The organism is Methanococcoides sp. DA23 (assembly GCF_057593895.1).
In genome coordinates, this window is the sequence record NZ_CM172520.1 from 1,276,850 (window position 1) to 1,302,000 (window position 25,151).

The 25,151-nt window shown below is 43.7% G+C and carries 19 protein-coding genes and 1 pseudogene; 6 read left to right on the forward strand and 14 right to left on the reverse strand.

Annotation, left to right across the window (positions count from 1 at the left end; all coding sequences use genetic code 11):
* Window positions 1–97: 97 nt before the first annotated feature.
* Window positions 98–5,284: a cobaltochelatase subunit CobN gene (gene cobN / locus AC20MK_RS06295; protein ID WP_487355027.1), complete on the forward strand. Its 5,187-nt coding sequence runs from the start codon at window positions 98–100 to the stop codon at window positions 5,282–5,284.
* A 38-nt stretch (window positions 5,285–5,322) separates the two neighbouring features.
* Here the strand turns inward: cobN and AC20MK_RS06300 are convergent, their stop codons facing one another.
* The 7 genes from AC20MK_RS06300 to cdhA all read right to left on the reverse strand — a co-directional run bounded on the left by AC20MK_RS06300 (window position 5,323) and on the right by cdhA (window position 14,253).
* Entirely contained in the window at window positions 5,323–6,267 is a 945-nt protein-coding gene (locus AC20MK_RS06300; protein WP_487355028.1) for an alpha/beta hydrolase, read from the reverse strand.
* Window positions 6,268–6,337: 70 nt separating this feature from the next.
* The gene (acsC, locus tag AC20MK_RS06305) at window positions 6,338–7,744 is read right to left on the reverse strand and encodes an acetyl-CoA decarbonylase/synthase complex subunit gamma (protein WP_487355029.1); all 1,407 of its coding nucleotides are present in this window, start codon (window positions 7,742–7,744) and stop codon (window positions 6,338–6,340) included.
* A 3-nt stretch (window positions 7,745–7,747) separates the two neighbouring features.
* The gene (gene cdhD, locus AC20MK_RS06310) at window positions 7,748–9,064 is read right to left on the reverse strand and encodes a CO dehydrogenase/acetyl-CoA synthase subunit delta (RefSeq protein ID WP_487355030.1); all 1,317 of its coding nucleotides are present in this window, start codon (window positions 9,062–9,064) and stop codon (window positions 7,748–7,750) included.
* A gap of 39 nt (window positions 9,065–9,103) precedes the next feature.
* The gene (locus AC20MK_RS06315) at window positions 9,104–9,856 is read right to left on the reverse strand and encodes an ATP-binding protein (protein ID WP_487355031.1); all 753 of its coding nucleotides are present in this window, start codon (window positions 9,854–9,856) and stop codon (window positions 9,104–9,106) included.
* A 12-nt stretch (window positions 9,857–9,868) separates the two neighbouring features.
* Entirely contained in the window at window positions 9,869–11,272 is a 1,404-nt protein-coding gene (cdhC, locus tag AC20MK_RS06320) for a CO dehydrogenase/CO-methylating acetyl-CoA synthase complex subunit beta (RefSeq protein WP_487355032.1), read from the reverse strand.
* A 48-nt stretch (window positions 11,273–11,320) separates the two neighbouring features.
* Window positions 11,321–11,836: a CO dehydrogenase/acetyl-CoA synthase complex subunit epsilon gene (gene cdhB / locus AC20MK_RS06325; protein ID WP_487355033.1), complete on the reverse strand. Its 516-nt coding sequence runs from the start codon at window positions 11,834–11,836 to the stop codon at window positions 11,321–11,323.
* 2 nt (window positions 11,837–11,838) lie between these two features.
* A complete protein-coding gene (cdhA, locus tag AC20MK_RS06330) occupies window positions 11,839–14,253 on the reverse strand; it encodes a CO dehydrogenase/acetyl-CoA synthase complex subunit alpha (RefSeq protein ID WP_487355034.1) in 2,415 nt (804 codons plus the stop codon).
* Between the two features lie 391 nt (window positions 14,254–14,644).
* Between cdhA and AC20MK_RS06335 the strand changes: the two genes are divergently transcribed.
* From AC20MK_RS06335 to AC20MK_RS06345, 3 genes are all read left to right on the forward strand, one after another.
* Complete coding sequence (locus AC20MK_RS06335; RefSeq protein ID WP_487355035.1) at window positions 14,645–15,523, forward strand: rhomboid family intramembrane serine protease; 879 nt, start codon at window positions 14,645–14,647, stop codon at window positions 15,521–15,523.
* The gene (locus AC20MK_RS06340; RefSeq protein WP_487355036.1) at window positions 15,520–15,942 is read left to right on the forward strand and encodes a hypothetical protein; all 423 of its coding nucleotides are present in this window, start codon (window positions 15,520–15,522) and stop codon (window positions 15,940–15,942) included. The genes AC20MK_RS06335 and AC20MK_RS06340 overlap by 4 nt, the downstream gene beginning before the upstream one ends.
* A 207-nt stretch (window positions 15,943–16,149) precedes the next feature.
* Window positions 16,150–16,707: a TIGR00288 family NYN domain-containing protein gene (locus AC20MK_RS06345; RefSeq protein ID WP_487355037.1), complete on the forward strand. Its 558-nt coding sequence runs from the start codon at window positions 16,150–16,152 to the stop codon at window positions 16,705–16,707.
* Window positions 16,708–16,780: 73 nt separating this feature from the next.
* Here the strand turns inward: AC20MK_RS06345 and AC20MK_RS06350 are convergent, their stop codons facing one another.
* The 7 genes from AC20MK_RS06350 to AC20MK_RS06380 all read right to left on the reverse strand — a co-directional run bounded on the left by AC20MK_RS06350 (window position 16,781) and on the right by AC20MK_RS06380 (window position 22,793).
* Window positions 16,781–17,950, reverse strand: coding sequence for a homocitrate synthase family protein (locus AC20MK_RS06350; RefSeq protein ID WP_487355038.1), 1,170 nt, complete (start codon window positions 17,948–17,950; stop codon window positions 16,781–16,783).
* Between the two features lie 72 nt (window positions 17,951–18,022).
* The gene (locus AC20MK_RS06355) at window positions 18,023–18,859 is read right to left on the reverse strand and encodes an NAD(+)/NADH kinase (RefSeq protein ID WP_487355039.1); all 837 of its coding nucleotides are present in this window, start codon (window positions 18,857–18,859) and stop codon (window positions 18,023–18,025) included.
* A gap of 4 nt (window positions 18,860–18,863) precedes the next feature.
* Entirely contained in the window at window positions 18,864–19,664 is an 801-nt protein-coding gene (locus AC20MK_RS06360) for a bifunctional fructose-bisphosphatase/inositol-phosphate phosphatase (RefSeq protein WP_487355040.1), read from the reverse strand.
* Between the two features lie 21 nt (window positions 19,665–19,685).
* A complete protein-coding gene (locus AC20MK_RS06365; RefSeq protein WP_487355041.1) occupies window positions 19,686–20,693 on the reverse strand; it encodes a type II glyceraldehyde-3-phosphate dehydrogenase in 1,008 nt (335 codons plus the stop codon).
* 143 nt (window positions 20,694–20,836) lie between these two features.
* Window positions 20,837–21,025 carry a CooT family nickel-binding protein gene (locus tag AC20MK_RS06370; protein WP_250867935.1) on the reverse strand — a complete coding sequence of 63 codons (189 nt, stop codon included), beginning with the start codon at window positions 21,023–21,025 and terminating at the stop codon, window positions 20,837–20,839.
* Window positions 21,026–21,154: 129 nt separating this feature from the next.
* The gene (locus tag AC20MK_RS06375) at window positions 21,155–22,030 is read right to left on the reverse strand and encodes a damage-control phosphatase ARMT1 family protein (RefSeq protein WP_487357075.1); all 876 of its coding nucleotides are present in this window, start codon (window positions 22,028–22,030) and stop codon (window positions 21,155–21,157) included.
* A gap of 352 nt (window positions 22,031–22,382) precedes the next feature.
* Window positions 22,383–22,793 carry a helix-turn-helix domain-containing protein gene (locus AC20MK_RS06380; RefSeq protein ID WP_487355042.1) on the reverse strand — a complete coding sequence of 137 codons (411 nt, stop codon included), beginning with the start codon at window positions 22,791–22,793 and terminating at the stop codon, window positions 22,383–22,385.
* Window positions 22,794–22,956: 163 nt separating this feature from the next.
* Here AC20MK_RS06380 and AC20MK_RS06385 point away from each other — a divergent pair, with 163 nt between their 5' ends.
* Complete coding sequence (locus AC20MK_RS06385) at window positions 22,957–23,610, forward strand: methyltransferase cognate corrinoid protein (protein ID WP_487355043.1); 654 nt, start codon at window positions 22,957–22,959, stop codon at window positions 23,608–23,610.
* A gap of 17 nt (window positions 23,611–23,627) precedes the next feature.
* Window positions 23,628–25,004 (forward strand): annotated as a pseudogene (locus AC20MK_RS06390) (monomethylamine:corrinoid methyltransferase).
* The last annotated feature ends 147 nt before the right edge of the window (window positions 25,005–25,151 follow it).

A 25,151-nucleotide genomic window follows, 5' to 3' on the forward strand; every position in this document is an offset into this window, starting at 1 on the left:
GACCACTTATCGGTGCCAATTCATCTCTCTTTTTTTCGCAATTTAAGACAAGTAAAGTTTATACAAAACAACGAAAACTAACTAGTTTGGTGTAGTCATGAAAAATAAAGAAACGGCATATAAAAAAATTAAATTCATATTACCAGCATTGCTGCTTTTGATCTTCCTTTGTGCAATGCCTGTAGCAGCTTCTTCCTATGAACTTGTTGCAAACACGACCAGTGATACAAATGGTTACTATAGTTTCGAAGATACCCAAAATGGGAACTATACACTTGTTGCAATGAACTATTCAGACAAATTGAGGGCAATAGAGGTTGATATTTCAGTAAATGGTTCTTCAGTGGAACAATCTCTAAATATTAAATCAAGTGGAGATGCAGTTGACAACATCGATGAATTATACGGTTTCCTGGATAGGTCAGTGATTTCAGGACAGACATTCACAGCCATAATGGGACCTGATCCAATTCATCCTTACGTGGATGTATTGCTCTTAAATGAGAAGGCAGATGAATTTATTTCCAATACTACAAGTGACGAGAATGGCTACTATAGTTTCGAAGATATTCAAAATGGGAACTATACACTTGTTGCAATGAACTATTCAGACAAGTTGAGAGCAATAGAGGTTGATATTTCAGTAAATGGTTCTTCTGTGGAACAATCTCTAAATATCAAATCAAGTGGAGATGCAGTTGACAGGATTGATGAATTATACGGTTTCCTAGACAGATCAGTGATTTCAGGACAAACATTTACAGCTATAATGGGACCTGATCCAATTCATCCTTATGTGGATGTATTGCTCTTAAATGAGAAGGCAGATGAATTTATTTCCAATGCTACAAGTGATGAGAATGGTTACTATAGTTTCGAAGATATTCAAAATGGGAACTATACACTTGTTGCAATGAACTATTCAGACAAGTTGAGAGCAATAGAGGTTGATGTTTCAGTAAATGGTTCTTCTGTGGAACAATCTCTGAATATCAAATCAAGTGGAGATGCAGTTGACAGGATTGATGAACTATACGGTTTCCTAGATAGGTCGGTGATTTCAGGACAGACCTTCACAGCTATAATGGGACCTGATCCAATTCATCCTTATGTGGATGTATTACTCTTAAAAGAGAAGAAATTGTTGGATATAAACGATCATCACCTCAATATTTCTATAATTACGGGTTATGAAAGTTATTCTTCAAAATTAAACAGTGTAGTTGAAAGGATAAACAGCAATTCTGATTACAACATAACAATTTTATGCTATTTACCATCTACAATCGAAGAAGATATCGACTTTTCAGAAACAGACATAATTTATGTCAATATGTTTACTGCCACTGCTTCAGTGATATCAGACAATATTGATGCAGCAATTGCAAATGGAACAATCGTTGTGGGATATAACACCTATCTCAATGAAAACTATGAAGTTCCAGATGGTTTCTCCAATGAAGAGGATTTCGAGAACTATCTTCAGGATTACTGGATATATGGTGCTATAGATGAGTCTAACTTTGATAATATGATATTCTTTTTATCAACTACTCTTGGTAATCGTAATGACCTACAAGTAGAAGATCCGACAGGTTCAGATAGCGCAATATACCATCCCGAGATGTCTGCACCATATTTTACTGACAATACCAGTGAATACTTCGAGTGGTATAGCAACAGGAATTCAACAGAACATTCTTTTGATGAAAATGCTCCAACTGTTGGTATGACATTCTACAGTTCATACTATCCTGATGATATGGCAACTTATGATCAGATAATAGAAAAACTCGAAAATAGAGGTATGAATGTTATAGCGTGCTATGGTTCAAGCAGCGAATATGTGGACCCTTTCTTTGACTACAGTCCTGAAACCAAAGTTGACCTGATACTTTCAACCACTTATCGAAGCCAGTATTTTGACATCGAGAGTTTGGGCGTACCGGTAATGAACACAGTACTAAACGGTTACATGAACCTTACCGAGTGGCAGGACACAAATAATCCACTACCAAATACCTATATGTTGAGGCTATACAGACCGGAAACATTAGGATGGATCGATCCGATCATGATATCTTCCGAAGAAATTAATTCTCAGGGTAACGAAGTCTACGTCCCGGTCGATGATCAGGTTGACTGGCTTGTTGAGAGAGCTGAAGCACAGACTGACCTGTCTTCAAAGAACGAATCTGAGAAAAAGGTTGTCATCATCTATTACAACCATGGAGCAGGAAAGGACAACATCGGTGCTTCATATCTAGAGGTTATCCCAAGTATCAATAATCTTCTGAAAGGCATGGCCAACTCAAGTTATGATGTAGATATATCAAGCATTCCTAACGAAACCGAACTTGTAGATCTATTTGTGAAGCAGGGTACAAATATCGGAAGCTGGGCTCCTGGAGAACTTGAAGATCTTGTCGAGACAGGAAAAGTAACATTGATCCCTGAAGAAACCTACAAAGGTTGGTTTAATGAACTTCCGGAAGAAAGAAAGCAGGAAGTAGTTGAAATGTGGGGTGAAGCCCCTGGAGAGGTCATGATGTACGAAGATAGTTCAGGTAACAGCTTCGTCGTTATACCTAAAATAGAAGTTAGTGATAATGTGATCCTTGCTCCACAACCTACAAGGGGCTGGTTACAGGACAATGAAGCACTATACCATTCAGGAAATCTGCCACCTCACCATCAGTACATTGCATTCTACCTCTGGCTACAGAACGAGTTTGATGCTGATGTTATGGTTAACATGGGAAGGCATGGTACAGTCGAATGGCTTCCTGGAAAGGAATTCGGTCTTTTCAGGGATGAATGGCCTGCCATCATGGCTGGTGACATACCTGTAGTTTACCCATATGTAATGGACGGCATGGGAGAAGGAATGCAGGCAAAACGCAGGGGAAATGCGATTATAATCGACCACCTTATACCCCCAGTTGTAATGTCTGGAAGTTATGGGAACTACACTGAATTGAATGAAAAAATAAATCAGTATAATGCTCTTTCCAGTGAACCAGAGATTCAGGAAGATCGCTATAACGAAATAGTTAACCTTACACTTGAGTTACATCTGGATGAAAGAATCAATATGAGTCTTTCCGAAGATGAATTGACCAGAAAAGAGTTCCTGGATGAACTTGATGATGTTCTCAGAGAACTCAGGACAACATCCATGCCATACGGTTTACACATTCTGGGCACTTCCCCTCAGAATGAACAACTAAATGAGATGGTTTGTTCTATGCTTGGAAATAATTTCAAGGAAGAAGTTGCACTGTACAATAGATCTGAGACTGCACCAGTGACACTTCTTGACCTCGTACTGAATCAGGGACAAAATTATACTTTTGCGCAGGAACAGATTCTTGGTTTTGGTAACAATTCAGTTACAATGGATGATTACCTGTCAGATGCTGAAGAATATGCTGATAAACTTGGCCAGAGCGAAGATGAGATCCACCAAGTTCTCAACGCAATGGATGGAAAGTATATAGAGTCAAACCTTGGAGGAGACCCAATACTTCGCCCGGATGCACTTCCTTCAGGCAGGAATTTCTATGCTTTCGATGAGCAGCTCATCCCAACAGAACAAGCATGGGACCTTGGAAGGGATCTCGCGAATCAGACCGTAGATATGTACATGGATGAAAATGAAGGAGAATATCCGAAAAAGGTTGCATTTATACTATGGGCAGGAGAATCCACACGTCACGAAGGTGTGATGGAAGCAGAGATCCTGTACCTCCTTGGTGTTAAACCTGTTTGGGATAACGGAGAAGTTGTGGACGTGGAGTTGATAGATTCTTCAGAACTGGGACGCCCACGCATAGATGTACTTGTGCAGATCTCCGGTCTTTACAGGGACACATTCCCACACAAAGTGGAATTGATCGACAAGGCAGTCTATCTGGCATACAATGCCCCTGATAATGGATATGGTGAAAAGGATGAACGTCCTATGCCTGAATATATCCCATATGATCCCGTAGAGAATACGAACTATGTGAGGGAAAATACCAACAACATCTACGAAGGCTTGAATACAACATTCCAGAATGAAACTGCTTCAATGACCATTTCCCTGCTCAGGATCTTCGGCCCTGAGGACAGTGCCTATGGAACAGGTATGGCAAATGCAATCTCTGCAAGTGACACCTGGGAAGACAACACAGTTCTTGCTGACCTTTACATGGAAAGGATGAGCAATGCCTATGGACAATATGTCTGGGGAGAAAGCATAGAAGATATCGTTAGCCAGTGGGATGTTGCTGGTAGTTCTATAGATAATGAGGACGTCTTTGGGGACAACCTTGAAGATGTAAATGCGATCTTACACAGTCGCAGTTCGAGCACCTATGGTGCTCTTGACACAGATGACTTCTTCCAGTACATGGGTGGATTGATGCTGGTTGTAGGAGAAGCTTCCGGTACAACTCCGAATACCTACATAATGAATCTCCAGAACCCGGATGCTGAAACCATAGAAACACTGAAAACATATCTCTCAAGAGAGATCGTTACAAGGTACCTCAACCCTTCCTGGATCGAAGGTATGCAACAGCATGGTTTTGAAGGTGCAGGTGCGATGGGTGAATTCATTGAAAATCTCTGGGGATGGGAAGCCGTATGCCCTGACCTGATAGATAATCATGTATGGGACAGTGTTTATGACACATACATGACCGGTGATAATGCGGATTGGGTCAAAGAGAATAACCCGTATGCATACCAGTCCATGAATGCAAGGATGATCGAAACTGCAAGAAAAGGTAACTGGGATGTATCTGATGAGGTACTTAAGACTCTAATAAAAGATTATGTCGAATCTGTAGTCGAGAATGATGTTACCTGTTGTCACCATACCTGTGGAAACCCTTCACTCGACCAGTTTATTTCCGGACAGATATCTCTTCTGGGAATCGAGGTTGACCAGGATACCCTTGATGCGTACAACAAACTAATGCAGGACGCAACACATCGATATCCTGAAACAAGTTCCCAAAAGAGTAGTTCCCATAAGAGCACTTCGAACACACCTTCTGCAAGCATCGTCAATAGCACAAGCACAAGCAATGATGCAGAAGGCTACGGAACTACCACAGAACAGAAATCTGCGAAGGATGAAAATTATGTGGAAGGGTATGAGATGACAAAGGAAACGAACTCTGAAGAAGAGGCATCTTCAAGTGGGTTCTCAGGGTCTGATATTCTGGCTACTGCCATCGTCTTCCTTGCAGTGGGAACCATAGCATATGGATTCCGCAAGCAAAAGTTGTAAAAATAAGTGGCATCCCTAAACGGATGCCAAATCCTTTTTTATTCGAATATTATTTCAAGTCCTTCTTCAAGATATGGATGCATCAAACCGGTGTAGCCGTGAGTTTTACTATCAATGGCTGTAAATGACTTTGGATCTTCTGCTTTTTCAAATGTGATCTGTGCAGAACCATAAGGAATTACACTGTCATTGATCGAATGCAGCATCACAAATGGACGTGGTGATACCTCCGCAAGATAATTGTCAGGGTCTATGGACCTGAAGAATTCATAAGCCAATTTGTCTGTGACCTGAGCAGGATCGATTGCATAGGAATCATATCCGGATGTGCTTATGGCAACAACTCCAGAAATGGAATCATCAATTGCTGTGGCAATAATGGCAGGTCTGCCCCCATTGCTTGAACCCATCATTGCGATCTTTGATGCATCTACCTCCGGCTGATCGGCCAATACATCGGAAGCTTTCAGTGCATCGTAGACCATTAGATACTGCACAGGCTCGACACCGGTCTTGAACCTTTCAACATCCGATTCGAGATCAATTGCCCCAAGATCCCTCTGGTCAATAATAATCGAAGCATAGCCCATATCAGCGAGTATTATCGAGAGACTATGTTCGTTCTCTTTTGTGACACCAGCGCCTGGCAGAACAACTATTGCCGGCATCTGTGCATCGGTTGTTGTTGTTGGAATTGTCAAAAGCGAAGGAACTGCTCTGCCCCTGCTCATATATTCGATCGTACTGACAGTGTAGTTCGAATTAGAGTCATCGACATCAATAACTGAATACTGGATAGCATCGCGTTCCGGATACGAAAGCAGGCCCTCTTCTGTAACTGACCACTTATCATCCTGGTTAAATATTATCCCGAAAAGACCAGATAGTATCAAAAGGATACCAATGACCAGAACGAGGTTATTGTTCTTCAGGATCCTTTTCATTTTCAAAGCGTCTTTATTCTTCGATCTGTTCTTAGCCATGGCTAAAGGAACAGTGCTGAAATAAAAAAAGATTTCCGTGTCAATTATGACACGGATAAGGCAAATGGAGTTATTTCTGTGGTGGCCAGTTCTGTTCCATCCATCCAGGCAACCTGCCTGAATCTGCCGGACCGATCATTACCCCTGCACCAGTCTCGTCTTCCACATCGCCCTGCAGACGTGCTGCAAGTCCTGGAAGCACGATTACCTTATGAGTCAGCTTTTCCATGTCGAAGCCTGCATCATCAAGTCCTTTCTTGATCTTTGCGGCTGTAAGCTGTCCTCCTGCCACAGCAGCCTCTACACCGATACCATCAGTGTCGATAGCTGTGAGGTAACAGTCCACACCATTAGATGAAAGGTCACTCTCAACTGTGTAGTATGTGAGTGCGAAGTTGGTGGTCACAAGCAATGGTGAATCCGCTGTTGGTGAACCTATCTCATAGACTGCAGGATCGACCGTTACAGGCTTCCTTGGGTCAGTGTACATAGTATCACGTATATGCAACTGTGGCATCAATGCGTAAGGCTCGATGCTGTGCATGATCATGATGTCACCGTACTTGATAGTGAATATGGAAGCTACAACGGTTTCCCAGTATGATGCGCTAACCTCATCATCGTGTGCCATCCAAGCTGTGAACGGAACTGCCATGATCGGGAATGCAATATCACGGTCGCCATTGATGCCTGCTCTTCTGATCTTCAGGAAATTGTTAAGGGTCGTCTTAAGACCTGTTCCTGTCGGGAATGTTCCCGGATCGAGTACAACATCTTCAATGCCGTTGTCTGCGAAGGTCTTTGCCATTGACTTGAGAAGATCAAGATCATTTGGTGCAAAGACAGTTACAGGGACATTGAACTCCTGTGCCAGAGCTGCGACTTCCTGCCAGTTATCCTTGTTCGCTGCATAAAGAAGAGGTCTCTTTTCAGCTGCGACCTCAAGTCCTGCCCTCAGGACAGCAGGTTCGAAGGAGCAAAGTACCATTGGGAAGTCAGTTGTCTCCATTACCTTCTTTACGGTCTTTGCGAACTTTTCAGGGTCATTTGATACACTGCGGACAGCGATCATGTCAAGGGTGAGGTAATCACCGACATAGAACTTCTTGAAGTCCTGTATCTTGTTCACTCTCTCGACAAGGTCAGCTTCTTCCATGGTGTCCCAGACATCATAGGCAAGTGCGGTCTTGTTGAAGAAAGTAAGCTTGTGACGGTGTAATACATCATCTCCACCGATACTGATAGCGTTATCTCCGACACCAATGACAACTTCCCTTATCTCAGGAGCAAGGAGAGTTACAAGTTCATCATATTTCTTCTTGTATTTCTTTTCCTCAATAAGAGGGATACAATCGGTTGCCTGCAGTGACCTGTCGATAAGATGGGAAGCAAATGCCATGCATGATGTTTCACCACACTGACCACAGTTAGTTCCAGGAAGGAACTTGTATGCTTCGAGGGGGCTGTTTATTTTCATTTATCACACCTCCGCTCCGATCCACTTAGTGATATCGATCTCTTCAGCCTCAATTGAGCCGTAGAGTGTTTGTGTTATTTCCTTAAGCACCTGAACTGATGTTGGGTGCATCATCATGAACATATCGTTGCCTGCAAGTGAGAGGGTCAGACCTGTGACTATCTCCCAGATAGGACCTCTGTACTCACGTGGACCCCAGTCAGAATCCTGTTTGAGTGGAGATTCCTTCATCCATGACTCTCGGGCACCCCATGCATTGGTCGTACCGGAGGACATTGGGAATGTAAGTTCTTCATCACCCATGAGACCTGCAAGTCGAATACGTTCCATGTTTGAGTATGCATAGTCAAGACCATAGCCAAGCGCTGCAGTTGTTGGGTCCATGACAATGCTGTCCCTTGGGACATTGCACTGTTTCATGAGCTTCCTGTTAAGTTCCTTCTGTGCATTGATCTCAAGCTGAGTCCAGGAGAGTACTGCATGACCGTGGTCTGTAGCAGCTTTTGCAACCCTTTCATAATCGAGATTAAGACTTGCGGATGCAAGGAGAACACGCTCGCCTTCTGCAACCTCAGCAGCCCTTTCAAGGACTTCAGGGTCTTTCTGCGGGTTACCTGAACCACCGATGACAATAGGCACCTTGACCGCCTGGAGAACATCCTCTACGACCTTTGCAGCTTCCCTTGCAGGAGTATCATTGATGAGAGGATCGGTTGAGATCAGGTGAATTGTCACCATATCTGCATTGAAGTCCTTTACGACCTTCTTTGCCCATTCGGCAGGATCGTTGATAACATCACCATAGTTCTCTTTGACAGACTTTGCCATGCCTATTGGCATGTCGAAGACGTCCATTGTAACATAATTGCGATGTGGCATTTCCGCATCGAAGTAATAAGGAAGTGCATTTTCCCCACCAAGGGTGACAGTGCTCTTACGGGAACCGCCATCTGCCGATGTTGCACCGAGGGTGACTTCCTGGATAGGTGTTGCCCATTCGCTCATCTTTGAAACATCGAACTTTGCAGGAAGGAGTTCTGGTATCCTTGATGCACCTGCGACAGGTGCCTGTGGAAGTCCGCCCATTGATGCTGCGAAAAGCTGGTCAACAGGGTATCCCAACATTCTTGCAATATTGGCAACATGCATTGATATCTGAGCAGCTTCGTGCCCCAGTGCATAGGCCATTGCGGGATTAAGTCCACCGCCTCCGGAGATATCGAGCTCGATGTCACCTTCAATACTCACTCCTTCGAGTGATTCGACATCGAGGTCTTTAAGGAGATCAGTAAGACCTGATAATTTCATCTTGTTTGACATATGAATTCACCATTTTACTTTGTGAAATAATGACCGTAATTACAGACCGAGCTTCTTTGCTATTTTGTCAACTTCCTGAACAGCCACGGAATCATCAGGAAGATCGAAAAGAGGTAGACCTTTAAGGTCCCTCTCCGCAATAACGCTGTCAACAGGAACCGTCCCTATTAGTTCAAGGTTCAGTTCACCTGCTGTTCTCTCGATCTCAGCCTTATTTGCATCTGTGACCTTGTTCGCAACAACAACTATGTTCTTGACATTGGTATCGAGTTCTTCAGTAAGGTCCCTTATGCGTTCTGCTGTGCGTAATCCGCGTCTTGAACCGTCGGTAACTACAATAAGGTCATCGACATCACGAATCATCTTACGGCTAAAATGCTCAAGTCCGGCTTCGGTGTCAAGGATAACTACATCGTAGTTCTTGACAAATCTGTCCATGATACCACGAAGCAGATTGTTCACATAGCAGTAGCAACCGGATCCTTCCGGACGACCCATTACAATAAGGTCGTACTTTGGCATCTCCTCCAGAATTTCATAGATCTTGGATTCGAAAATGGATTCCTTGTTGATGTCAGGAGGGAGATTGTCCCTCTCATCCTGCATGAACTGTTTCATGTCACCGACAGTCTTCGCTACCTCGCATCCAAGCGTCTCCGGCAGATTTGTATCCGGGTCTGCGTCAATAGCAAGGACGACCTTGTTTGTTTTTGTAAGATGGCGGATGAGAAGAGTTGTAATTGCAGTCTTCCCGGTTCCACCCTTACCTGTTATTGCGATAACTTTTGTCACAGAAAACCTCGTTCACTCCTTTTTCTGGATGATCACTTTCTCGATGCTTACTTTTGCATTCTTGAGAATGATCTTAACGCCGCCTGTATCGGAAGATGGCATCATCATTGGCATACCTTGCATTGGCATACCCTGCATCATTGGAGGTGCTGCGAACGTTGTTGTTTCCTGAACTTCTTCCTCTTCAGGTTCTTCCTCGACTTCCTCTTCCCATCTCTGAACGATAGGATGGTCCTTTGTTGTCAGGAAGTTCTTGAGGGAATCAAGGTCTGCAGCATCTTCTTCGGTTGCAACTTTTTCTGCGATATCAGCTGGAATATCAGCCAACACCCGGTCTTTCAAATGCTTTGGCATCCATACGACACGGTCCCAGCCACCATCGGACTGGATGAACTTTGGTGATCTGAAATAGTTGATACCAATACCGAGGAAACCAACTACCTGCTTTCCGCCACCTGTCTGACCTGCCATTGTAGAGAATGGAAGACCGTTCGGTGCAACACCTGCATAATCCCTGTCAACCCATCCAATACCATCGACTTCCGGTATGTAGAAACCTACTACCTCGAAACAGCCACAGGATGTGTGCGGGTAATCAAAGAAAGAGTGAAGATTGATACGGTCATATTCACCGCTTGAAAGGGATTTTGCAAGATCGTTAACACCGGAATACTCACCAGCTTCTGTATCGATCGTATCACCTTTAGGAATCGCGAACTGCGGACCTTCAGGATCTACCTTTGCAGCTGCACGACCATCGAACCAGTTGATAGCACCACAGAGTGATATCCTGTCCGGTGTGATCACACAAACGTTAGAAGGAGCAAATGACTGACAGAGAGTACATCCATAGAAGGTGTCAACATCCTCATCGTGAAGGTCACGTGTTCTGTCATCCCTTGACTTGTAGATGGCCTTTACATTGTCCATCTCTTTCTCGATCTCAGCGAGATCGGTTATGTAGACAGCCTCGACCTTCTCTATGAATGGAAGTTCGTTCTTGAACAGCATCATAACAGCCTGAGCGATCGGCTCAAAGGAAGTAAGGCCTTTTGCCACAGCATCCTTGCTGACACGGATCCATACATCATATCTCTGGTTCAAATGCATTAAACCCTGAATGTAGTTCTGGAAATCGTGATTCCTACGTTCTACAATTGACTCAAGGTCCTCTTCCACAAGTTCTCCTGCGATCTTGTAGATCATTGCGAACGGATGTCTTGAACCTTCTTCCATTTCAGAAAGATCGGGACCGATAAGTGTGAACTTACCGTCCTCGATCTCATCCATTGGAGTAGCTCTTACAAGCTCATAACCTTTAGATTTCGGTCCTGAGAGTTCGACATGCATGCCGTCTTTCCTAATCCTCTCCCCTTCGAACATCGGTGAGATCTCGAAAGGGTATTCGTCTGCCATATTTTGTCCTCCGTAATATAATCAAATTATTCGTGATAATGCATCAAATCATAAGTTCTCTATCAGTTCATCCAGCGCTTCAATATGTACATCAGGAGTTATGTTCCCAAAGGACATAGTAGCGTTCTGTATATACTCTTTTTCGATCGCGATAGACTTAATGCTTGAAAAGCTTTTCAAGCCGGAAAGTACCTGGTCGATATAGTATTTAAAATGCCCCAGTACGATGATGGTATCATACGGGCCTTTACCATCAAGACCGGTCCAGTTAGGATCACAAAGATAGGTTGCCAGTGCATGCACATTGATGTACTTTGCATTAACCCCCTGATCGACAAGACCACTCATAGAGTGGCCGGTAGCAGCTACCGGCAGATCTGCTTTCTTTGCGATCTCGATGGAACGCTTCAACAATTCTTCATTCTTGAGTATCTGGGATCCCACGATGAACAAAGGACGCTTTGCCTTTGAGATCATCTTTCCGGCAACATCTGGCTGCACTGCCTTTGAGCTCTTGCAACCGTATGTGCAGTGGATCTGAGTGTTCTTAATAACGTCAACCATGATTAGGCCTCCTTACAAAGTCTCTTGAGGTTGGTCGGCTGTGCTGAAACATCGGATTTCATCGCTGGGCCTGAAAGGATCTTCTTCCTCTTCCAGTCGATCTCCCAGCCCTGTTCCTCCTCCAGTATCTTGAGCAGTTTCTCACGCTTTGCAAGAGGAAGGTCGGTCTCAGTCCTGACGAACTTGTACCAGTCCTCTGGCATGACGCCGAGATATTTCTGGCTGAGCTCTATGTAATGCGTTAGCTTGATCATCCTACCCATGTTGTTGTCACTTGGACGGATACAGCTCTTTGCAAGCATAGGCATCATTTCCTCAACGGTCTCTGCGGTCGTGAGCAGATAGTCTGGAGCTGCAGGGATCTGCATCTCACTGCCATCTCTCGCGTCGTAAACCTTCCACTTCTCTTCCTCATATGGCTTTGCAATAAGTGCCCTGCGGTACTTTGAGCCATGTGGGCCGAGAATGACCGGAATACCAAGTCTTGCACATCCTGTTCCGATGGATGCTGCCTTCTGGGAATATGCACCCCATGCAACACCAACAGCGCCAACACGGTTGAGTGTGTAGTCTGCTATCTCTTCGTAGTTTCCGGAGATGTTCTTCTGTGCAAAGATCGATGCGACCTTAATTACCGCACCTGAGATATGTGAGTTAGAGACACATGAACCTGTGTTAAGCAGACCTCCACTCTTGAACCTTGAAGGGTACCTCTCATAAAGGGTCATTCCATCGTCGTCCTGGTACATACCAAGGTCCATTGCAGAACAACCTGAGACTACAACGATGTAGTTCCTTCTGAGCATCTCATCTGCGATCCTGAAAAGGTCTTTCGTACCATCCGGATAGTTGGAACATCCGACCAGTGCGACAATACCCGGAGTTGTTCCGAGAACGAGGTTGACACCCTCTTCCCTGATCTCAGGGTCACTGATAGGTCCTCTACCGACACGAACCTTTCCAACCTCTTCGCTTATGACACGCTGTGAGGACTTTTCGATAACATTGACGATATCGATATCCTTCGGACATGCATATTCGCAACGACCACATGCAATACATTTGTCATGCAGCAGCTCGAAATTTGAAAGTTCACCTTCGCTCAGAGCGGTCATTGCCTCACTGATAGGCAGGCTATTAGGACATGCAACCTCACATTTAAGGCAGTGAACACAACTATCTGCAAGCTCCTTGAGCTCTTCATCTGTTGGAAGTCCTTTGATGCCTTTCTGCTTTCTGATCTCGGACATCATCATAGTAAGACGAGGTGCAAGTTCTCCAAGCTTCTCGTAATCGAACATCAAAGCGCCTTTTTCCTTTCCGGTTGTAAGGTCTTCGAGGATGTCCTCAATACTATCATTTGACCTGTCCTTAAGTCCATACATGACCTTATCGTTTGTCGTGATGACAGGTATCATGAGCTTGCTTGCCTCTTTGAGAACATCGGCTCTTATACACTGTTCATCGACAATGATAACATCAGGGATACCTGATCGAATGGTCTTAAGTTCCTTTGCAAGGGTACCAACGACCTTTGCCCTTGGAAGGGTCTTATCGCCGGTCTTGTAACGGGTCATATCAAGAGCGGTACAGCAAAGTCCACCGAGCTCCATCTTGTCGTTAAGGCCTTTTTCATCCATATAATCGATGATGTCAGTAATTGCTGCAACATTGTGCCCGATGACGATCAGAGTAGGCTTTGAAGCATCAAGGCATCCCATACCAATATCTGCAAGGGGTGGTTCATCATCTGATTTAGGGAAGTCGAGACAGGATATCTGTGCAATATCTGAGATCTCCATACCAACATGATCGAGCATACCGCCATGAAGTGCCTTTGATTCAAAATCAATTGCTGCTCCTTCCTGACCCATGTGAACAGCTGCAAGCAACTGTGTGATCTGCTCTTCGACATAGCTGAGAACGGAATCAAGATCCCCGAGTGTCTTTGGATTTACACCTGTGACAAGCTGGACATTTGGAGCTATAATATTAGTAGCACCAACATCGAGAAGATGGTCCTTACCATAAATACCTATCAGATGGTGAAGAAGATGTCTTCCGTGTCCTGAATGTGCTGCTGCCCCTGTGATAACACGAAGCATGAACTCACGTGCATTATGCCCTGACAGGTCAATACCACATGCACCCTCTTTGTTACCGCTAAGGTCACATGGTCCAAAGGTACAGTAACAACACTGGTCACACATTGGAGTGTAGACTGGATTATACCTATCAAGGATATTATGATCCCAATCCCTTAGTGATGAAACTCCGGGCTTGACCGTTGGCCCCATTTCAAGGTCAGTTTCATCTACTTGTTTTTCAATAGCACCTACAATGTTATTGATGGTGATCTGAACATTTTCAAGGTCGCTGATAGCCATTGAAAATTTACCTTTAGTTGGCTCACTCATATTTTTATGCCCTCCTGGGTTGAACTTCTCATGGTTATATTGTAATTTTAAGGTATTTCCCGAGACGTTACGAATTGAATAAACATTATAAACATATGGCAGTCTTTGGACTGTTGGATGTAATATGCAAAACCAATATATAAACATTTTGCCTATTTATCATGATTATACTAGACAAATTATTTGGCTTGTTTACGCCGTTACACAAATAGAAGGACCAAATGATCCCATGTTGAGTATAGATCCATGAGCATGTCCGAATTATGGAAATATTGGACTGTAGAAGTATAGTATTATAGAAGCATCATTAAATAATTGTTGGAAATCATTTTATTAGATAGCAGATATTAACTTAATGAATACACTCCAATATAGTGTTTGGGAGGATAGCTTGGACAATAAATGCTGGATATGTGGCAAACAGGAACCTATGATGTATACCTGTCGCTTTTGTGGAAAGGAATACTGTTCCGATCACCGACTGCCTGAAAGGCATGCGTGTACAGGACTTGGCAGTGCTAGTGGACAGTATAAGGGATATTCGGACAATAATTACCACAGTGGCCAAAGAAGCTCAGGACAAACATCCAATACTAATATGGATGAACTTGTGAAGAACATGATGAAAGAAGCGGCAAAGACCGCAGCAAAAGGAGCTGCATCACAAGCTGCTCGCAAAACACGTTCATCAATAAAGACAAGCCCTTCAATGGCCATCATCTTCATTTGCATCATTTCGTTCTTCCTGGAAGCCATACCGGGCTACGCAGCAGCGTTCCAGTTAGTTCCGGGCCTGATGTTCTCAAGACCATGGACACTCATCACACACATGTTCCTCCATGCCAGTTTCGGACATCTGTTCTTCAATATGCTGGTTTTGTTCTTCTTTGGCAGAGAACTTGAAAAACGCATAGGAAAAGACCTTTTCATCTATGTTTACTTTATATCAGGAATAGTTGCAGCACTCGGATATTCCATAACCAGTACAGCCGGCTACCCTATCGTAGGAGCTAGCGGCGCGATCATGGGAGTATTTGCAGCACTTACGATACTGGCACCTGAGATGGAAGTATATGTATATTTCATTCCGATGAAAATAAAATACGCACTCGCACTGTTTGTACTTCTTGACTTTATGTTATTGAATGCAAACGATATGGTAGCCCACACAGCTCACCTTAGCGGAGTCCTCGTAGGAGTTTACATGGGTTACAGGCTCAAAAAAACGATTGAACAGCGCAATCGAAATTACTACAGTTTTCGAAGGTGATCCGCCTGAATGATAAAAGGTCCCGTCTTGCAAATTACCGCCCACGGCCTGAAACCGGGGAAGAGATACCCATACAGTTCATAGAGATGGAAGAAAAGATCGCAGGATGGGCACCTGAACTGAAAAGGACCATATATCTGGACAAGGCATCAGAATATGACCCTGATAATTTCAAAAGGGTCAGAGAAGTATTCCTCCTTAAGGTCTATAATTGGTTCCTCGACGGGATCAGTGTTATAGAACTAAAACCAGAGGAGAGGATACAATTTGAAGATATCCTGAATGACCATCTCCTTTACGGCGGAGAGGTTCGTTACACACGTAAAAAACAGGGTAAAAAGATACATAATTGCTTTTTGCTTGCAGAAGTTCCGATAACTGCCCGTGCTAAAAGGGTCGCAATGACAGATATTCTTTAAAAGAGAGCAGAAAGAATATATATATAGTATACCCTCATTTCTTTACTAAGAAGTAACTCAGGGGAGTTGACCATAGAATTATTACATCCGATCACACAGAATTATTAAGGATGATTATATTAGATTAGTATTTATATATTTGAAAAACGAATATAATCGATTGGATGTGGATTGATATCATTATTCTAAGAAATGGCCGAGGGAAATATGCAGAACGTTAAAACCGGATTTAGTTCCATTGTAAAATACCTTAGTACAAAGAAGGAAACCGGCAGAAGGAGCATTGGTCTTTTGGTCGATGGTCCGAATGTATTACGAAAGGAATTCAACGTCAACCTTGAGGAGATACGTGACGTACTAAAAGAATACGGCAACGTGAAGATCGGAAGGGTGTTCCTGAACCAGTATGCATCAGACAAACTTGTAGAAGCCATTGAGAACAATGGATTCGAACCTATAATATGCTCCAGTGATGTCGATGTCCGTCTTGCAGTAGAAGGGATGGAGCTTGTCTACAACCCAACGATCGATACAATAGCACTTGTAACAAGGGATGCTGATTTTAAGCCTCTTCTGAACAAGGCCAACGAGCATGGGAAAGAGACAATATTATTTGGCGTTGAACCTGGATTCTCAACAGCACTTCGAAATTCAGCAGATTATGTGGTCATACTTGAGAACAACCAAATGAACTACTATGAAGAAGAAGTAGCTGAAAAAAAAAGAATACAAAAAGCTTCTTTAAACGCTCATAAAATAAGCTGAGAATTCTGCATGATGGCATGCAGATCTCTTTTACATCAGTATTATTTAAGATCGTAAGATCCTTGCCTGAACATTAATGTGAACACACATTACGGATCATTTCTTCAAGCCTTTCTCTTGAAAGACCTTTTTTGACCTCAGTACAGTTCTTCACCTTGGAGATCAATTCGCATAGTTCGTCTTGGTCAAGCTCATAGCCAAGGTCATTTACAATGCCCTTCAAAGCCTTTTTGCCAGTATGCTTACCGACAATGAGGTTACGCTTCCCACCGACCATTTCAGGAGTGAAAAGCTCATAGGTCCTTGGCTCTTCAAGAATTGCCATTACATGGATGCCAGATTCATGCGTGAAAGCATGCTTTCCAACAACTGCTTTATTGACAGCTGTGGGAAGACCCGAATATTCTTCAAGCTTTCTGGAAATGCTGTTCAATTTGGTCGTATCATATGTTTCAATACCATGCTGCACCCTCAGTGCCACCAGCAGTTCCTCAAGAGAGGCATTACCTGCACGTTCACCGATACCGTTGATAGTTGTATGTAATTGCTTTGCACCAGCCTCGGCAGCAACCAGAGTATTTGCAGTCGCCATTCCAAGATCATTGTGACAGTGGATACAGATAGGCGTATGAACGACCTTCTTGACCTCACTAACAAGGTAGTGTGTTGTAGCAGGGCTCAATATACCAATGGTATCAGCAATGCTCACATAGTCCACATGATAATCTTCTGCTGCCAGAAAGGCCCTTTTGAGAGTCTCAATGTTCGTCCTTGTGGCATCCTCAGCGGCAAACCTTACCTTGAGGCCGTGGTCCTTTGCATGTTCGATGGCGCTCATCGCACAACTGAAAACATCTGCACAGCTTTTGTGGTATTTGAACTTTAAATGAAGATCCGACATAGCAATGAAAATGCTGACAATATCAACATCACAATCAATAGCTGCGTCGACATCATTTATGACAGAGCGTGCAAGGCAGCAGATGTTGGCATCAAGACCCAAATTGCTGATATCCTTGACAATATCTTTCTCTGAAGTCGAGACAACTGGAAAACCAGCTTCAATGACCTCAACGCCGATAGAATCAAGTTCAAGGGCAAGGTCGATCTTTTCATCTCTTGTAAAAGCAACACCAGGGGTTTGTTCGCCATCCCTTAATGTGACATCACATATCTCGATATCAAGAGGACTCTGATCAATGAAGTTCATCAGTTCATTTTTAGAATAATCAGTATTCGCCATAATATTGATTCCCGTTCGAGTGTTTGAAAGGACACTATATAAATATGTAGGTTTTGTCTCCAATATATTCGATCATCTAAGCTTGTTCTGCACCCTTTCATAGAACCCGCTGCCAAGTATCTCCACAAATCTGGCAGGCATGTCCGACATTGTAAGTGTCACCACATCGTTTTTCTGAATTGTGTGCGTGTACTGCCCATCGACAACAAGTGCAGCTTTCTTCTCCGGTACGATCATCTCTACTTTAATAATACTGCTTGCAGGAACCACCCAGGGCCTTGCCGATAATTTAAATGGTGCAAGCGGGACGATCAATGTAGCATTCACTGCAGGATCGATCAAAGGGCCACCTGCGCTCATAGCATAAGCAGTGGAGCCGGTAGGAGTTGCGATAACAACACCATCTGCACGCATCTCTTCTGCTTTTTGATCATCGATGGTTATTCTGAAGGTCAATATCTTTGCGGGCCTTGCGGTCGTTAGCACAACCTCATTGGTCGCAGCAGGAATAACTTCCCCATTAAGGTCAATGGCCAACCTGGAACGTTCGGAATACTTGAAACCTTCAAGCACTTCCTCAATGGTACTTATTGCTTCGGACGGATTGACCTCCACAAGAAAACCCACAGTACCCATATTAATTCCAAGTATAGGAAGTGGGTCCTCCATACGGGCAATATTTCGAAGAACAGTACCATCTCCGCCAACAGAGATGAGCAGTTCAACCCCCTGCGCTCTCATCAGCTCAACAGGTATTATCTCCACACCTTCGAGCTTTAATGGTAGAGCAGTATTGGGAGATAATGCTATTTCCACTTTTGACCTGAAAGTTTCAACGATACTACTGACCATCTCAAGTGCATCCGCGTGGTCACATCTTGATACGATCCCGATCTTCCTGATGGTCATCTATTCACCTCTCCACAAGCTTTAATATGTCTGAATGAGCACAGCCATTTGATGCTACCATATATACAGGGTTTATCACACTATCTTTCAATTTGAGAGCATTACCAGCTCCATCCGTGACGATACCACCTGATTCTTCTATTATCAACTTACCCGCTGCAACATCAACAAGACGAAGAGAGCCACGGACATCCACAAAAGCATCCAGCCTCCCAGATGCCACATAGCACAATTCCAGAGAAACACTGCCAAATATCCTGATCCTTCGAACGTTTTTGCACAGATCCACCGTTCGCTCCACATTTTTGCGATACCCATAGAGACTTACACAGAAATCATTTAAGGAAGAACATTTAGAATGGGAGATCCTTTTATCATTGAAATATGCACCCTTCCCGGATTCCGCATAGAACGTATCCCCGTTCGCAAGATTTCTCACATATCCGAAATAGGTGGAAGACAGGTCCGGATCACCAATGGCAATAGAAATACCATAAAAAGGGATATTTTTGGAAACATTGTACGTTCCGTCAAGCGGGTCCAGTACTATGGTGAATTCCGGATCATCACCGAAAACAACCTCACCAAGCTCTTCGCTCAATAAACGGATCGAACGGCCATCAGCCTTTAAAATTTCAATGATGGCTTTCTCAGAAACATCATCTATCAGTTTAGTGTCAGTCCCATCAGCTCCCACATATACGGTCCTGAATGCTTCTTCCGTGCCCACAAGATCAGAAATTGCATTTGATGCAGACTCCGCAAGAAGATCACAGAATTCCAGCATTTGTTGAGAGACAGACATGGTAAAAAGAAAATAAGGGCATCAGATGCCCATTGTTCTATTTGTTATCTCTATGGACCTTGATGCATCGGATTCGAGTTCCATCATTGCACGAATAGCATCGACATTCTCAGGAATTACATCTGATTCCTGGTGGATAGCCTGGAAGAAATAAAGTTCTCCCCCATACATTGTAATGGATTCATTCCAGACACAGTTCTCCCACATGTCACCCCTTGGCCTGCCAAGGTCCTTTGCGAGCTCCATGATCTCTGCTGTGGATGTGATACCCTGCCCTACGAACCTTACGCGGCTCTGTTCTGCAAGGATGCTCTCAACATCTTCAGCAGTGCATTCCTTTTCAAGCTCAAGGTTAACGGTATGCAGGTGCATAAGTGTTGTAGGGAGTTTTACAGCAGTAGTTGCAATATCGATGTTCGGAATAACGCTCTTTACATCAGGACCATGGTGGGATGGAAGCTTGATGGGGTTTGGAACAATAGCATTGATAGGACCAGTTTTAATGTCCCCAGGATCAGCAGCCCTTCTAAGAAGGGTCACGCGTGCTTTTTTGACCCCGAATTCCTTATCGAGTGGTGATAGGACACGGCAAAGACCAGTGGTATTACATGAAACTACCCTGACAAAGTCCTTTCCAAGAGCTTCATCATAGTTGGTCTCAGCATTGAATGAACAACCTGTAAGAGAATGGGATTCGCCACCCTGCCAGATGGCCTTGATACCTGCCTTCTCATAAAGACCCTTGTTAGTAGCGCCGACCTTCCCGGGGGTACAGTCAACTACGACATCTGCGGCTTCGACCATTTCCTCAACGGTGCCGGAGACCTCGATGCCTTCTGCTTCCATGGCCCCTACCCTGTCTGCAAGGGTATAGACATTGAATCCCTTATCCTTTGCCATTACGGTCTCAAAGTTAGGACGGGTCTTTGCAACACCGATGATCTCCATATCATCCTGAAGTGCTACAGCATCTGCCACTCTTTTCCCAATAGTTCCATATCCGTTTATTGCAACTTTAACCTTTGTCATCTAATACACCTTCCATCCTGGATTTGACAAATCAGTATTGTATAAAATATTTTAATGATAAACATCTTTAATGCTGAACCACGATCACATAAATGGCAGGAAGTAATCCCGTAGACCACTTGTGATAGGCATGTCCTGTTAATTCAGTTTCCAATAATTATAGTTTCCCCTTTTGAGAAGTCGATCTCTTTTATAGTGCCAAAGATTATCGTCTTTTCCCCGAATATACCAGTCAGTTCAATGGAATCTCCATCCACCAACATTTTTGTGACGGACTCCATCACCAGTTCCTTTTCATCGCCTTTTATGACGATCACATTAAGTTCACACATATATCCACCTGTTTTTATGGCATTCTGTTTTATGAAATACCTTTTTGGGATACTTCATATAAACCAAACTTACCCTAAATACTTTTACTATGTCCTTATTATAGATAACTACTTTCACATCAATTGAGCTCACTGAACAAGCTTTGCTACGGAATAACCCATTTCAAGCCCCATGTCCTCGGCAACTGCTTCACATTTTGTGCGGAGGAGGTATGCTATGGGACCAAATGACCTTTCAGACATCGTTTCATAGTTCGCCATTCCTTTGCTTATGATAAGACTTGCGTCCTCAAGAGCTTCAATGAACTCAGGCGGTGCTTCATCAAAGCTGACCCCCACTGCATTACAGCCGGTGGTCAGGACACGATCGACCTTCTTATCAAGCTCGTATTTTCTTACATCATCCATGGTCACATCTGTGAGCATAGGAGCACCCCTTACTACGAGAGTTATCTTACCACCGACCTTTCGTATAATATCTAAGACCAGCGTATCAAGGATTATCTCCCCGCAGTTGTCTACGACATAAACGACATTATCAAGCAGGTCGAACATCTCAGGAGTATCATCCACATCAAGTCCTTTACGGAATATATCTGCAAAGGTCCTGTCAAAGACATCCTCCCCTACATCGAATCCCATTATGCCGAAATCGAAGAAATTACCTATTACGGATGCAAGCACTGCCCTTCTGAACATTACCAGGTCAGAAGGCTCGCCTTCATGGACAAGAGAATGAGCATAAGGATAGACCTTTTCAGCTATCTCATTGCTTAATATTTTAAGATCGAGATAAGGGTCATCATCATTGAGCACCTCATATGCTTTCCTGTGGATAGCTGTCGAGACAACACCTGCCGGAACACCAGGGACGTAAGTATCTTTAAGAACATCGATGCCCGCAAGCATTGTCTTGTGAATAAGTTCATCATCGTTTGTGGAAAGTTTTGCTTCGTAGTGAACTCTCGAAAGAAGGCAATATGTACATCTTGCATCCATTTTCATTGTTTTGATCCTTCTAATTATAGTGAACATGTGGCCATTAGAACTGACCAGAGATCAGATTGTCATACCAAACAGACGCACCATAAATAAATTTAACGAAATGTGCCCTATGTGTCCCAACTTTAGTAGAACAACCCCATTTTTTCGATAAATTGAATTAAAAGTATAGTAAGCAATATCTAAAAATTTGTTGAAAAATTTACCTTAAAGGAAAATAAAAAAGAGGGCGAATGGAGGGGTTTGCCTTTTCCGTCACCTAGTATATAGCTATTTCGCATAGTAACGCCATTACATTGAATTAAGTTCGTAAAGAGACCAAAAAGATGCATTTGGAACCAAACTAAATAACCTTTTAATTCAGTCCCTTCATAATAACTCTAACTTGTTTTAGAGAATATTCGACACCAAATTTCTCTTTGATAAGCTCTCTAACACGTGCAGTCGTCCAGTTCCCTTGCATCCTTAGATAGAACTTGAGATCACTCTTCTGATCATCGGTAAGCTTGGAAGGACGGCCACCTGAATAACGAGGCAATAGACCAGAATAACCATCACGGTTCCACCTTTTTTGCCATACGTATGCAACCTTTTTTGTCACTCCTACCTTCCTTGCAGCCTCTTCGACAGAATCACCATTATACCTGTATCGGACAAAATATAGTCGATCAAGTATTTTAATAAGGATCTCGATATACCTAATTCTTTTATTTAGTTCTTCGTAAGTCAACTTTTTTTGAATAGGATACATTTCAGTTTTTACCATGGCTTCCGATAATGGTTTAAAAGTATAAATAGTTTAGTTCCGTTCTGCAAATGTTTATATACGAGTATCATCAAGGAAGATTTGCAATTAAGCAGGATAAACGACCGACCGCGTTGAAATAATGCGGACGGGCTGCAAGATTGGTATATTAAAGGTGATGAAAATGGGAAATCAAGAAATTTTCGACAAGCTCAAAAACGCAATCGTAAATCAGGATATCAACGGCTGCCCTGCAATAACACAGGAAGCTCTTGATGCAGGAATTAGTGCATTCGACATTATCAACGAAGCACTTGCACCAGGAATGAAGATCGTAGGAGATAACTTCGAAGCAGCAACAATCTACCTTCCACAGATCATGATGTCTGCAAAGGCAATGAAAGCTGCAATGGAGATCCTTGAGCCAATTCTCGCAGAAGAGAAAGGCGACGAAGAGGGTGTAGGTATGGCAGTAACCTTCGTACAGGAAGGAGATATCCACGATATCGGTCACCGTCTTGTTACAACAATGCTTGGTGCAAACGGCTTTGAGATCCTTGACCTTGGAACAGATATTCCAAACGAAGATGTAGTTGAAGCAATTGCAAAGAACAAGGGTAAGAAAATGCTCCTTGTCGGTTCCGCACTGATGACAACATCAATGCTTGGCCAGAAAGATGTAGTAAGGTTACTCGAAGAAGAGAACCTCAGAGATTCCGTTAAGATCATGTTCGGTGGCGCACCAGTCACAGACGCATGGATCGAGGAATGCGGCGCAGACGGCACAGCCGAAAATGCAGCAGAAGCAGCAAGAGTAGCACTTGAACTTATGGCATAATATTGGGGGAACTTTAAATGACATTTACAAAATCAGTTACCTGCTTTGACTTCTACGACCGAGCACAGAAAGGCGAGAAATGTACCCAGGATGACTGGGATCTGATGACCATTCCAATGAAGGCAATGGAACTCAAGCAGAAATACAACCTTGACTTTGGTACCGAGACCGTTCCAACCGACAAGGACCAGATGGAGAGACTCTTCAAGGCAGGTTTCGACATGCTCCTTGAATGTGGTATCTACTGCACAGACACAAAGAGGATCGTCAAATACACAGAGGACGAGATCTGGGACGCTATCAACAACCCAATGCCAGCATTCCAGCTCGGTACCGGCAGAGACTCAGTACAGATGAAGAAGAGAGAAGTAGGCGATAAGAGAAAGCCTATAGTACAAGGCGGTCCAACTGGCTCACCTATCTCAGAAGATATGTTCTCTGCAATTCACATGAGCTATGCACTCGAGAAAGAAGTTGACACTATTGTTAACGGTGTCATGATGACAGTACGTGGCAAGCCACCTATACCAGGCAGCCCATACGAGATCCTCGCAGCAAAGTCCGAAACAAGGATCATCAAGAACGCAGCAGCAATGGCTGGCAGACCAGGTATGGCTGTTTAGGGACCTGAGACCTCACTTTCCGCACAGGGAAACATCGCTTCCGACTGTGTCGGTGGTCAGGTAACAAGTGACAGCCACGAAGTATCACAGCTCAACGAGCTTAAGATCGACCTCGATGCAATTGCAGTTATCGCACACTACAAGGGTAACAGCGACATCATCATGGACGAACAGATGCCTATCTTCGGTGGATACGCTGGCGGTATTGAGGAAACAACCATTGTAGACATTGCAACCAGCCTTAACTCTATGGTAATGAGCAGTGCAAGCTGGCACCTTGATGGTCCTGTCCACATCAGATGGGGATCCACCAACACCAGAGAAACCCTCCAGATAGCAGGATGGGCATGTGCAACTCTCAGTGAGTTCACAGACCTTATGACCGGTAACCAGTACTATCCATGTGCAGGTCCATGTACCGAGATGTGCCTCCTCGAAGCAGCAGCACAGTCCGTAACTGACACAGCATCCGGCCGTGAGATCCTCTCAGGTGTCGCAGCAGCAAAGGGTGTCATCACTGACAAGACAACCGGAATGGAAGCAAGGATGATGGGAGAAGTCGCACGTGCAACAGCAGGCATGGACATCGACTCCGTGAACGCTGTTATCAACAACATCGTCAGCTCCTACGAAGGCAACTACGCAAACGCTCCTGAAGGAAAGACATTCCAGGAATGCTATGACGTTGCAACCGTCACACCAACCGACGAGTATGTCAAGGTCTACGAAGGCGCAAGAAAGAAACTCGAAGAATTCGGTCTTACATTCTAAGATCAAAACATTACATGATATATTTTGCCAGCCTATGTGCTGGCATTCTTTCCTTTTTTGCATGTTTTTCCAAGTAGGTGACCCATAAAGCACCTATATATTACTGCGAGGTTTTCATACTCATACGATCTTCAATCCCTACATAGA